Genomic DNA, 12,429 nt, shown 5'->3' with positions numbered 1-12,429 from the left:
GATACCAGTTTTTATATACTTCTGATTCTGCCAGTTATAACAGTTAATATGCTGTTTCAGTTTAATTATTATCAATCTCCGTCAAGGATATTTCCCAATCCGCCTAATATGCTTCCTTCCTCTTTACGACGAACTGTTCCATATGATACTATTCTGCTTGCTAAACGGCTGATAGGTAAGGATTGTACCCACACTTTTCCAGGTCCTCTCAAAGTGGCAAAAAATAATCCCTCACCACCAAATACCATATTCTTAATTCCTCGTACAAATTCAACGTCAAAATCTACTCCGGCAGTATATGCTACTAAACATCCCGTATCTATCTTTAATACCTGCCCGGGCAGTAACTCTTTCTCTAATACCAATCCTCCTGCGTGCACAAAAGCCATACCATCACCCTCCAGCTTTTCCATGATGAATCCCTCACCACCAAAAATACCTGTCCCTAACTTGCGCTGCCACTCTATCCCGATACTTACCCCCTTCGCCGCACACAGAAAGGCATCTTTCTGACATATTACCTTGCCACCCATTAAAGACAAATCCATGGGGATTATCTTTCCCGGGTAGGGTGCTGCGAAACTCACACGCTTCTTCCCCTGCCCCATATTCGTAAATGCGGTCATGAAAAGACTCTCCCCGGTCAGCATACGCTTACCCGCAGACATCAATTTTCCTAAAATACCTTGATTAGACTGTGAACCGTCACCAAACATGGTTTGCATCTGTATCTCCTGGTCCATCATCATGAAACTCCCACTCTCGGCCACGGCAGTCTCCTGTGGATCGAGTTCTATTTCGACAATCTGTATTTCTTCACCATAGATACGGTAATCTATTTCATGGTTGCGTCGCATAGCGTTGTTGTTACCCGGATTAACAAAAAATGGCGCTTTTGGTCCAAAAATAAGGATTTGCTACAGTTGATAATTGTTAAAGTTTGTTAAGATACATAAAAAAGTGGAAATATGGCGATTTTTAATATAAAAAAACCGTCCCGGACAAAACGGGACGGTATGCTGTTAAACCTACAACTGTTACACTGTATTTGTGTACACTTACTTAAAATATCTGCTACAAGCTCTTCGCCTACTTCACCTGCACCCCGTTTTCATGTGGTACATCATCCTCGTCTTTTCCCCTGAAAAACCTGTACGGCTTATCTGATACATAATCCGGCTCATGCAACTTCCTCACTGTTTCCTTCCTCATAAACAGCTTCACCAACACCACAAAGAAAGGAATGTACTTCAAGCCCCTCGGCCATCCCTTGTAATCCAGCACATCGATCGAACGCTTGTTCATCGCATACATTACCGGCACCAAGATCAATGTCAGGAAAGTTGCAAATACCAACCCGTATACCATGGTCCAGGCCAGTGGCCCCCAGAACGCCACGTTATCCCCACCAAAGAAGAGATGCGGCTTGAACTCGGAAAACAGTGTCTCAAAGTCTATATTCAGGCCCACCGCCAACGGAATCAAACCAAGAATCGCCGCTATCGCCGTAAGTAACACCGGTGTCATACGGGTTCTGCCTGCTTCAACCACCGCTTCATACACCGGCATATTCTGTTGTACCAACAGGTCCGTAAACTCCACCAGTACAATACCATTACGCACCACAATACCCGCCAGCGCCATGATACCTACCCCCGTCATTACAATAGAGATATCCATCCCGAAAACGGAGAAACCAAGGAATACCCCTATGATACTAAAGAGAATTTCCATAAAAATCACCAGCGGACGACCTATTGAATTGAATTGCGTCACCATGATCATCAGGATCAATCCAAACGCTCCCACCATAGCCAGCAACAGGAAGTTCATCGTCTCTGCCTGGTCCTCCTGCTCACCCGTCATCTTTACCTGGATCCCTGAAGGCTTTACAAAATCGCCCAGCGCTGTCTGGATCTGCTGTACCACCTCGTTTGTATTATATCCGGTAAGTACATTGGAGTATAAAGTCACCACACGCTTCTGATCTATACGTTTGATACTAGCATAAGTATTAGAGTAACGAATATCTGCTACTGCACTCAGCGGCACCTGCCTGATCGCTCCTCCCATATTCATATCCCGGTACACCAGGTTCAGGTTCATGAGCGTGTTGATATTGTTACGCTGATTTTCCTGGAACCTTACCATGATCGGATAATCATCCTCCGGATCTCTGAACTTGGACACCTCTGCGCCATACAAAGCAGTACGCAACGCCATACCAATTGTATAAGTCGATATACCCTCCCTGTTCGCCCGCTCACGATCTATATTCACTAAAATCTCGGGCTTGTTACTCTGGAAGTCTGTACGCAACTCTTCCACTCCACCAATTTCCAGTGAATCCAGATAGCGTTTCAGCTTTTCAGCTGTTGATGTCAGCTCGTCAAATTCATCACCCGCTATTTCTATATTGATGGGTTTACCTGTTGGAGGCCCACCCTGCTCCTGCTCCACCGTGATATCCGTACCCGGTATCCCTCTCACCGCCTGCCTGATCTTGTCCAGGTATTGTTTGGTACCATGTCCGTCACGTTTTCCAAACTCTACGAAGGCTACTGTTACTTTCCCTTTATTAGGCTGTACACTCATATCCATCTGTGACGGATCTCCTGCCCCTACCGCTACATTGGAGATAATTGATTCCACGATCGGGTTATCCGGCCCCACCACTTTTGTAATCCTGTTTTCTACTATGTGCGTGATACTGTCAGTGTACTTCTGATCTGTACCCATTGGCAGCTCTATGTATGCATAGATGAAGTTCGGATCTGCCTGTGGAAAGAATACTACTTTAGGATTTCTGATCATGGTGAGCATAATACTAAAGAACAGCAAACCGAATGTGCCAATCAAAATCCAGATAGGTCTCCATCCAATCAGGCACCATTTTAACACACGTTTATATCGTTCCTGTACCTTTGGCCAGAAGTTGCTCTGGAAGCGGCGTGCCACGCCCCCCAGGTAAAACTTCTCCAGTAAGATCAAAAGGAATATAAAAATGACAAAGTTACCCAGGCCCACACTGCCATTCGCATAACCCAACAATGCAATCACACCAAACACGATGGCCATATAAGTGAACTTCTTATTCCACTTAGGCTTCGGATGATTCTCCCCTTCGTGCCTGTCCATGAAATCTACGGCAAACACAGGGTTGATAATATACGCCACCACCAGTGATGCTCCCAGTGTAGTGATCAACGTTACCGGCAGGAAGAACATAAACTTACCTATTATACCCGGCCAGAAAAGCAATGGTACAAATGGTGCCAGCACCGTAAGCGTACCTGAGAATACAGGTAGAAATACTTCTCCCGCCGCTATCTTGGCAGCCTTGACTATCCCCAGGTCCTTTCGTTCATAAAAAATACGGTGCACGTTTTCTATCACCACGATCGCATCATCCACCACGATCCCCAATGCCAGCAGGAACGAGAACAGCACCATCATATTCAGGGTAAAATGATAGGCCGGCATCAGCAGGAAGGCAATGAACATTGAGATCGGCACTGATGCCGCCACAAAGATGGCATTCACCGCCCCCATGAAAAACATGAGGATCACTGTCACCAACAGGAAACCAATGATGATGGTATTGATCAGGTCATGCAGTGTTACACGCGTGGAGTTCGACTGATCACCTGTTATCACTACATTCAGACCCTTTGGCAAATAATCCTTCTTCATTTCTTCGATGATCACCCTGATCTTGTCAGAGGCATCAATCAGGTTCTTACCACTCTGTTTGATGACGTTCAGTGTGATTACATTCTGCCCACCCAGTCGTGCATAGCTCTCCTGTTCCTCAAATCCATCTACCACATCAGCAATATCGCGCAGGTAAACGGTGGCACCGGATGCACTCCGGATCACGATATTGCGCAACTTCAACGGATCCTTATATTCTCCCTTTACACTCAGTGTGCGTTTCTGGCCATCCATAGAAACCTGACCACCAGAGATGGTCATGTTTTCAGCAGCTATCGCATTGCCAATATCATCAAAGCTCACCTGCGCTGCATCCATCTTGTATTTATCTACATTGATCTGGATTTCACGATCCAGTGCACCAACAATATCCACACGGGTGATCTCGTTCAGCGCTTCAATCCTATCCTGCATTTCGTCCGCATACTTCTTCAATGACTGCAGGTCAAAGTCGCCGGACAGGTTGATGTTCATGATCGGAATCTGCGATACATCTATCTTGATGATCTGGGGTTCCTGTGTGAGTTTTTGCGGCAGGTCTTTCTTGGCATCATCTACTTTTTCTCTTACCTCCTGACGCGCTGTTTCCAGGTCCTCCCCTGCTTCAAACTCAATGGTGATAGCAGAGTAATCCTGCATACTCGTACTCTTGATAGACTTCACACCAGAGATACCACCCAGTTGTTTTTCAATAGGCTTGGTCACAAGCGTTTCCATATCTTCAGGAGAAGTACCGGTATTGATCGTACTGATATAGAACTGCGGAAACACTACCTCCGGGTATTGCTCCTTCGGCAGATTTTGATAGGATAGTATACCAGCTATAGCTATGATAATAGTGGCGACATACACGCTCACCTTATTATCAATCGCCCAGCTGGTAGGCTTAAATTCTTTGTTCAGATTATCTTGCATACAACAGTATTTTTAAGATCATAACTGGATCAGGTCATTGTCATTCAATCCCTGATAACCTGTTGTTACTACATTATCCCCTACCTGTAATCCGCTTTTTATTTCAGCTTTGTCATTGTAGGTACGACCTACTTCCACTTCTCTTCTCTTTGCAATCAATCCATCTTTGGAATTCTCAGCAACGATTACATAGGATTTGCCTAATGCATACTGGATCACATTGACAGGTATCACCAGTGCATGAGGAGTAGAATAGTCTATGATCTTGATCTGTGCAATCATATTGGGTCTCAGTGCAGCATCATTGGGCATGGGTACTTCTATTTTGATAGTACGGCTTACCGGATCAATTGCTTTGGCTGCAAATCCGATTTTGGTACGGAGTTCCTTATCGATATCCGGGAACCTGACTACGACCGCATCACCTGTTTTTACCACACCGGCATAAGCTTCTGCTACATTAGCCAGTACCCTTAAGTTAGCACTGTTCACAACCCTGAATGAAGCTGCACCAGGTGCTGCATTGTCTCCCAGTTTAGAGATCACCGCATCCACAGTACCGTTGATCGGAGAAACGATCTTAGCCTGAGAGAGCTGATCGTTCAGCGTAGCCATTTTCCTTTCCAGTGATTCCTTTTGGTTTTTAGCATTCAGGTATTGCACTTCGGACCCAATCTGTTGTTTCCACAGGTTCTGTTGTTTTTGATACAGGGTTGTTGCCAGGTCCAGCTGGGTGCGGAGTTCAGCCACATTAGCCCTAAGAATCTGATCATCTACCTGTGCCAGTGTCTGGCCTTTGGAAACCTGCTGTCCTTCCTTTACATAAATAGCGGTGATCACACCGGGTACTTTGGAACTGACGTTCACGTTTTCGCGTGCATCTACTGCACCTTGTATATCTATATAGTGTTCGAACACGGAATCTTTTACAGCGGTCACTACTACTGACTTCATCTTCTTTGCAGCCGTATCAGTTTTACTCACTTCTTTTTCCAGCTGTGCAATTTCTTTTTTCAGGTCCGCTTCCTTTTGTTTCAGCTGCTTCAGTTTTTCTTCAGCTGTAGGTTGACCGCATGCCACGAGAACGAGCAGGAACAGTAATGCGGATGAATGTTTGTAAGACATATAGAATGAATTAGAATTAGAAATAATGCAGCTACTACAACTTGCCGTAAGCTTTCAGGTAATCAATTTTTGACACACTGGCATTGTAAAGTGCTGTGAAATAATTGTTCTGGGCGGTGAGCAGGTCATTTTCCGCATTACTCATTTCCACGCTGGAACCTACACCCTCCCTGTATTTGATCTGGGTCATATTGTATACCTCCTGTGCCAGTTGCATATTGCTTTCCTGAGCTTCGAGCGCCACGATATTGTTGCGCAGGTTGGAAGTAGATTGTGTTTGTTCCAGGTCAATACCAAGCTTGGTATCCTCTATTGTAATTTCTGTTTTCTTTACCTGCAGGAAAGCCTGGTCTACCTTGCGTCTCCGCTGGAAGCCGCTGAAGATGTTGAAGCTCAGGTTTACACCATAGCCTACATAGCCGTACCAGGTCTGCTTGTCGAAGTAGTTGAACACATCGCTCGCGCGGCTCACACCTCCTGTACCAAACAGGGAAAGTACAGGCAGGGCATTGTATTTATACCGCTTCAGATCGTATTCGTATGCTTTCTTTTGTGACTGAAGTAATTGATATTCTATACGCTGAGAGTAGTCGAATTTTTCCACGGCTACTGCTGATTTTATTTCTGCGGTAGAGAGAGTATCGGTAAGTGTCAGCTCTGTACGCATGGGCATACCCATGTAATATTTGAGGGCTGCCATCCCGACTTCTGACAGGTTCTGTAATTTGGTCTCCTCGGTACGAAGGTTGGTTACCTGTACCACCAGCCTGTCTACATCCAGTTTTTCTACGAGACCGTTTTTGTAGGTTTCCCTTGTTTCACCCAGCAGTTTTTCAAGCGTAGTCAGGTTGCCCCTGAGGATACTCAGGGCTTTACGGGCGGAGAGCACGTTGTAATAAGCTTTGTAAACATTCACTTTGACATCGATCTCCGCCTTCTGTACTCCTCTGTGGGAGAGCTCTTCCAGTGTTTTGCGGGCCTGGAGGGCTACGAGTACGCTGGGGTCGAAGAGAACCTGGTTGAATTTCACTTCGCCAAGTACGTTGAATTTCAATCCAAAGGCGAAGGGTACCAGTGTTCCTTTGGGAACAGTGTCGGAAAAGTTAGAAGCATCGATCAGTTGTTTCTGGACAATTGGATTGTGCTGGAAGGATCCTGCACCGCTGAGTTGGGGAAGCGCCATACCGCTCACTTCTTTGTTTTTCGCCAGCTGAATGAGTTCATCCAGTTTAGCATTTCGCACGGTCGCCTGGTTGGCCAGGGCATAGTCTACCGCTTCTTTCGCAGAGAGCGACATGGGCGCTAACTGCGTATTGGCGGGGGACTGGGCCATTCCCGTGTGAAAAATCAGCAGCAGCAAGGCTCCTATCCATCCTGTCCGCTTTTTGTTCGCTTGCATAAAGGTCATTTGGTTTTACGATAGTTGTAGTTTGTAGGCTTCGATCTTTTCATATCCTTTACCCGAAACAAGTCCATAAAGAAAATGTTCCAGTAAAATGCGTTGTACCTTATTCATCTCGTAGAGCCCGGGTGCGAATACATCTGGCTGAAAACAGAGCATAGCAGTGGCCAGGCGGTATTTGGTGAGCACATCCACATCGAGGTTGGGGCGGTAAAGCCCTTCCCTGATCCCCCTTTCCAGGTTCTCGCGGATAGTGTTTTGCAGGCTGTTATCCCTGTAAGAGAGGAAAGCCTGGTAAGCGGTAGCATGATATCTTTGCAGGTCGAGGAGGACAAAGGGCTTCATATTCCTGAACTGCTTGTCCAGCATCTGCATGACAAGGAATAGTTCCCCTATGGCATCGTCAGCCTCAGTCTGATTTGCTTTGCAGTCTTTTTCTATCGTGAGCAGATGGCGGGAAATCGCATGGGTGACCAGCTCGTCTTTGTCAGCGAAGTGGGCGTAAAGGGTCTTTTTGGAGACTCCCATCTTTTGGGCGATGTCGTCCATCGTAATGGATCTGGTGCCAAACTGGCTGAACAAATTGAATGCGGTATCCAGAATACGTTCCTGTATTTCCATTGGATAGTTGTTTTGCAGGGGCAAAAAATCTCAAATCTCTTCTCAGAATATAGTAGTGACTCATTGTTGAATGCACCCTTTTTGAAATAAAGGCAGTATAGCCGGGCTTGTGGCCAGCTTTAGTAATGAAAATGAGTCATTACCCAGAATAAGGTTGTGGTAAAACTATGGAAACTTTTTAAACTTCAAAAGTTTCCAGAACAATTTTATTTAATGTAGATAAGTTGAAGTTAAAAAACACATTCCCCCATTTATAGTACCTTTGCCCCAGTTATTACAACAACTATATGTCTCCAAAAATTCGATTTAAAGTTCTGGCATCGAAGATATTAAGGTATTTCTTCCAGGGTCTGTTGGTCCTGGCACCTATCGGTGTGACCGCCTTTACTTTGTACTACCTGTTTGTAACCATCGACAATATCTTCCCAAAGGAACTCATCCCCCTGGGAGCTCCTTTCAGCTACCTCAGGTTCAAGGGAGTGGGCTTTACGCTGGTTTTGCTGCTGGTAGTGGTAGTGGGTTACCTGAGTTCCTCCTTTATCCTGGGAAGGATCTTCGCCCTTTTTGACAGCATCCTGGAAAAGACACCTTTCATTAAATATATCTACTCATCTGTCAAAGACGTTTTTGACGCTTTTGTCGGGGAGAAGAAGAAGTTCGACCATCCTGTACTTGTCCAGATCTATGGTGTGGATGTATGGGAAATGGGCTTCATCACCCAGCCGGATGTAAGCTCCCTCGGCCTGGAAGGCTACATGGCAGTATATGTACCGCACGCTTACGCCATCACAGGCAAGGTATTCATGGTGCCAGCCCACAAGGTAAAACCCCTCACGAATATCTCTGCAGGGGAAGCCATGAAGTTTGCCGTGAGCGGTGGGGTGACCTCCCTGGAACACCACCATAAATAATTATGTTTTTAAAAAGACTGTTTCCCATTGTTGTTTGCACCACCCTCCCATTCTCTGTCATGGGTTGGGGATTCTTTGCCCATCAACGAATCAACGAACTGGCGGTGTTCTCCCTCCCTCCTGCTATGCTGGTGCTCTATAAGTCACAGCAGGCCTACCTGAAAGTCCATGCTACAGATGCAGATAAAAGAAGATATATCGTAGCCGCCGAAGGCCCCCGTCATTACATAGATCTTGATCGCTATGGCCCTCCGCCTTACGATTGGATACCCCGTAGCTGGCAGGCAGCCCTGCAACAGTTTGGGGAAGATAGCCTGCTACAAAATGGGATCGTACCATGGTACATTCCCCAAATGATGAAGCAGCTCACCAAAGCATTTCAGGAAAAAGACCTTGACAAAATATTACACCTCAGTGCTGACCTGGGGCATTACGTGGCCGATGCCCATGTGCCACTGCATGCCTGCTCCAATCATAACGGACAGTTCACCGGCCAGGAAGGAATCCATGGCTTATGGGAATCCCGCATCCCCGAACTGCTCGCCGATGCCGGTTTTAATTACTGGTGTGGGAAAGCCGCCTATATCCGGGATGTGCCCGCATTTGTATGGCAAATAGTATGTACCAGTGCGCTGGCGGCAGACACGGTACTAAGAGCAGAAAAATCCCTGAGCCTGCGTACGCCCGCAGATGCCCGCTATGCCTGGGAAAACAGGAAAGGTAAATTGGTACGTACTTACGCTGCTTCCTATACGAAAGCGTACCAGCAATTGCTGGGCAATATGGTAGAACGCCGTATGCGGGCTGCTATTCACGCCGTAGCCTGCTGCTGGTATACCGCCTGGGTCGATGCAGGCCAGCCACCACTTACTGCGCTGGTACAGAAAAGGCCAAAAGAAAATACCATACTGCCAGATACAGGCAAAATGATCGGCCGTGTGGAGGAATAGCTGGCACAAGCTTTGTGCAAAAGAGGTGATTATGTAACCAACGGGCGTTTCAATTAATTTCGATTTTAAAAAAATATAAATTATCTTTGTTAATACTATCTTTTTAGCCTTATCCTACACAACATCAGCATCTGATTTGAAATGCCATTATCTATTTTTTAATCCATTCCTCTGACAAAACCAAGAAGCAAAGTGGAACAAGCTAACAATTTATTTAATTTAGATCGACCTATGAAGGTGCACAATTTTAACGCGGGACCTTCCGTATTACCAAATGAGGTTCTGTACAAGGCTAGTAAAGCTTTGATTGACTTTGAGGGGTCAGGAATGTCCATATTGGAAATAGGGCATAGGACTCCACTGTTTCAGGCTGTCATGGATGAGGCACGTAATCTCGTACGCGAACTGATGCAACTGGAAGATGACTTCGAAGTACTCTACCTTCACGGTGGTGCTACGCAGCAATTCCTGCAGGTTCCGATGAACTTACTTGAAAATGATGGTACGGCATCTTACATTGATACCGGTGTATGGAGCAATAAGGCGATTAAAGAAGCAAAACAGTTTGGTTTCGTAGACGTAGCTGGTAGTTCAAAAGAAAGCAACTACAATTACATTCCCAAACAATTCAATGTTTCCCCCAAATCAACTTACCTGCATATCACTACCAACAATACCATCTATGGTACTCAATGGCAGCAATTACCAGAGGTAGATGTACCGCTGGTAGGCGACATGAGCAGTGATATCCTGAGCAGGCAAATGGACTTCAACAAGTTCTCCCTCATCTACGCTGGTGTACAGAAAAACATGGGCGCTGCCGGCGTAACCATGGTAGCTGTACGCAAAAGCATTCTCGGTAAGGTAACCCGCAAAATTCCAACGATTCTGGACTACCGTAATCACGTTGAGAACGGATCAATGTTGAATACCCCTCCCGTATTTTCAATTTACATTTCCATGCTCACCCTTCGCTGGCTGAGAGACCAGGGCGGTGCAGCAGCTATGGAAAAATTAAATGAGAAAAAAGCAGCACTCCTATACGATGAGATCGACCAGAACCCATTGTTCCGTGGTACTGTCGCGAAGGAAGACCGTAGCCGTATGAACGTTTGCTTTATCATGGATAAACCTGAACTGGAAGATGAATTCCTGAAATTTACCAAGAAGGAAGACATCGTAGGTATCAAGGGACACCGCAGTGTAGGTGGTTTCCGTGCTTCCCTGTACAATGCATTGCCATACGAAAGCGTGGAAGTACTGGTAGAAGCCATGAAGTATTTCAGCCTGAAGAAAGCCTAATCTTACTCTTAATAAAATTTAAAAAGCTCCTGTCGGAAAGCAGGAGCTTTTTGCATTTTAACCCTGTTGGCCTTGTATTTGCTCATCTGCCTATTTGCATTTACATTTACCTGACTAACAATACCTTTCATTATGGCAATCATCAGACCGTTCAGAGGATTAAGACCCACGCCGGCGCTGGCTGATAAAGTTGCAGCCAGACCATATGATGTGTTAGGCGCTCCAGAAGCTAAGTTAGAAGCAGCCGGCAACCCCTACTCTTTTTACCACGTTTCCAAATCAGAAATCGACCTCCCCGAAGGCACTGACGTATACAGCCAGCCCGTATATGATAAAGCCGCCGAAAATCTCCAACGCTTTATCAGTGAAGGCACCCTCTTCCAGGACGATACCCCCTGCTATTACATCTATCGCCTGGTCATGAACGGTCGCAGCCAGACAGGCCTCGTTTGCATCTCCTCGATCTCCGACTACAACAGCGGGATAATTAAAAAACATGAATTCACCCGCCCCGACAAGGAAAAGGACAGGATCAACAATATCAAAACCACCAACGCGCAGACAGGCAATGTATTCCTTGCCTACAACGATGTACCTGCCATCAATTCACTCATTGATCAATGGACTGTTCATCATTCCCCTGCGTACGACTTTACAGCAACAGACGGTATTCAACACACCATCTGGGTCGTGGATGACAATGCTACCAACGACAATATCACAGCACTCTTCGACACCAAAGTGCCGCATACATATATCGCAGACGGCCACCATCGCGCCGCCTCCGCATCAATGGTGCAAAAGGAACTGGAAGAACAGCAGCGCATCGGCCTCGATGATCCTGCTAACTATTTCCTGACTACCATCTTCCCCGCCAGCCAGCTGGTGATCCTCGATTATAACAGGGTCGTCAAAGACCTGAATGGCCTGAGCAAAGAAGACCTGCTCTCCAAACTGGAATACGACTTTGTCGTGGAACCTATCGGTCATCTGCCACAAGCCCCTTCCATGCTCCATGAGTTCAGTATGTACCTGGATGGCAGCTGGTATCGCCTGGTCGCACAGGAAGGCACTTTTAGCTATGATCCCATCGGCATACTCGATGTAACCATCCTTTCCAACAATGTGCTGGATAAACTGCTTGGCATCAAAGACCAGCGTACAGACAAGCGCATCGACTTCGTAGGTGGCATCCGTGGCCTGCAGGAACTGGTAAAGCGGGTGGACAGCGGGGAGCATAAGGTAGCCTTTGCACTATACCCGGTGACTATCCAGCAATTATTTGACATAGCAGATAGTGGTAATGTAATGCCGCCCAAGAGTACCTGGTTCGAGCCAAAACTGCGGGATGGACTGGTTTCACACCTGCTCTGACCGTAACAGCTGCATTTTGCCTGGGCAAACGTAGTAATGCAGCTGATTCTGAAAAGAAATTCAAATTGCCCCAGGACCTTTCTCCGCTACAGCAAGGTTTGGCACATTTTTCACT

Annotated in this window: 9 protein-coding genes; 4 read left to right on the top strand and 5 right to left on the bottom strand. The window is 46.3% G+C overall.

The window, feature by feature from the left end; translation table 11 throughout:
• Positions 1-71 precede the first annotated feature (71 nt).
• The 5 genes from DXN04_RS11285 to DXN04_RS11265 form a co-directional block, all read right to left on the bottom strand.
• Positions 72-857, bottom strand: a complete 786-nt coding sequence (locus tag DXN04_RS11285; RefSeq protein ID WP_116853467.1) for a TIGR00266 family protein — start codon at positions 855-857, stop codon at positions 72-74.
• 232 nt (positions 858-1,089) lie between these two features.
• Complete coding sequence (locus DXN04_RS11280; RefSeq protein ID WP_116853466.1) at positions 1,090-4,629, bottom strand: efflux RND transporter permease subunit; 3,540 nt, start codon at positions 4,627-4,629, stop codon at positions 1,090-1,092.
• Between the two features lie 18 nt (positions 4,630-4,647).
• A complete protein-coding gene (locus DXN04_RS11275) occupies positions 4,648-5,754 on the bottom strand; it encodes an efflux RND transporter periplasmic adaptor subunit (protein WP_116853465.1) in 1,107 nt (368 codons plus the stop codon).
• Between the two features lie 34 nt (positions 5,755-5,788).
• On the bottom strand, positions 5,789-7,153 hold the full coding sequence (locus DXN04_RS11270; RefSeq protein WP_158568969.1) for a TolC family protein: 1,365 nt from the start codon (positions 7,151-7,153) through the stop codon (positions 5,789-5,791).
• Between the two features lie 15 nt (positions 7,154-7,168).
• Positions 7,169-7,777 (bottom strand): TetR/AcrR family transcriptional regulator, encoded by a 609-nt coding sequence (locus tag DXN04_RS11265; protein ID WP_116853463.1) that lies wholly within the window; start codon positions 7,775-7,777, stop codon positions 7,169-7,171.
• Positions 7,778-8,064: 287 nt separating this feature from the next.
• Here DXN04_RS11265 and DXN04_RS11260 point away from each other — a divergent pair, with 287 nt between their 5' ends.
• The 4 genes from DXN04_RS11260 (at position 8,065) to DXN04_RS11245 (ending at position 12,314) form a co-directional block, all read left to right on the top strand.
• Positions 8,065-8,688, top strand: a complete 624-nt coding sequence (locus tag DXN04_RS11260; protein ID WP_116853462.1) for a DUF502 domain-containing protein — start codon at positions 8,065-8,067, stop codon at positions 8,686-8,688.
• A 2-nt stretch (positions 8,689-8,690) separates the two neighbouring features.
• A complete protein-coding gene (locus tag DXN04_RS11255; protein WP_147319899.1) occupies positions 8,691-9,638 on the top strand; it encodes a zinc dependent phospholipase C family protein in 948 nt (315 codons plus the stop codon).
• 231 nt (positions 9,639-9,869) lie between these two features.
• Positions 9,870-10,940 (top strand): 3-phosphoserine/phosphohydroxythreonine transaminase, encoded by a 1,071-nt coding sequence (gene serC, locus DXN04_RS11250; protein WP_116853460.1) that lies wholly within the window; start codon positions 9,870-9,872, stop codon positions 10,938-10,940.
• 132 nt (positions 10,941-11,072) lie between these two features.
• On the top strand, positions 11,073-12,314 hold the full coding sequence (locus DXN04_RS11245) for a DUF1015 domain-containing protein (RefSeq protein ID WP_116853459.1): 1,242 nt from the start codon (positions 11,073-11,075) through the stop codon (positions 12,312-12,314).
• Positions 12,315-12,429 lie beyond the last annotated feature (115 nt).

Source organism: Chitinophaga silvisoli (assembly GCF_003412465.1).
GTDB classification, from domain to species: Bacteria; Bacteroidota; Bacteroidia; order Chitinophagales; family Chitinophagaceae; genus Chitinophaga; species Chitinophaga silvisoli.
Note: the sequence above shows the minus strand (reverse complement) of the source record. Positions and strands in the feature narration are given on the sequence as shown.

Coding starts and splice junctions, on each gene's coding strand:
- DXN04_RS11285 (WP_116853467.1), bottom strand. CDS start 857: ATGCGACGCAACCATGAAATAGATTACCGTATCTATGGTGAAGAAATA.
- DXN04_RS11280 (WP_116853466.1), bottom strand. CDS start 4,629: ATGCAAGATAATCTGAACAAAGAATTTAAGCCTACCAGCTGGGCGATT.
- DXN04_RS11275 (WP_116853465.1), bottom strand. CDS start 5,754: ATGTCTTACAAACATTCATCCGCATTACTGTTCCTGCTCGTTCTCGTG.
- DXN04_RS11270 (WP_158568969.1), bottom strand. CDS start 7,153: ATGCAAGCGAACAAAAAGCGGACAGGATGGATAGGAGCCTTGCTGCTG.
- DXN04_RS11265 (WP_116853463.1), bottom strand. CDS start 7,777: ATGGAAATACAGGAACGTATTCTGGATACCGCATTCAATTTGTTCAGC.
- DXN04_RS11260 (WP_116853462.1), top strand. CDS start 8,065: ATGTCTCCAAAAATTCGATTTAAAGTTCTGGCATCGAAGATATTAAGG.
- DXN04_RS11255 (WP_147319899.1), top strand. CDS start 8,691: ATGTTTTTAAAAAGACTGTTTCCCATTGTTGTTTGCACCACCCTCCCA.
- serC (WP_116853460.1), top strand. CDS start 9,870: ATGAAGGTGCACAATTTTAACGCGGGACCTTCCGTATTACCAAATGAG.
- DXN04_RS11245 (WP_116853459.1), top strand. CDS start 11,073: ATGGCAATCATCAGACCGTTCAGAGGATTAAGACCCACGCCGGCGCTG.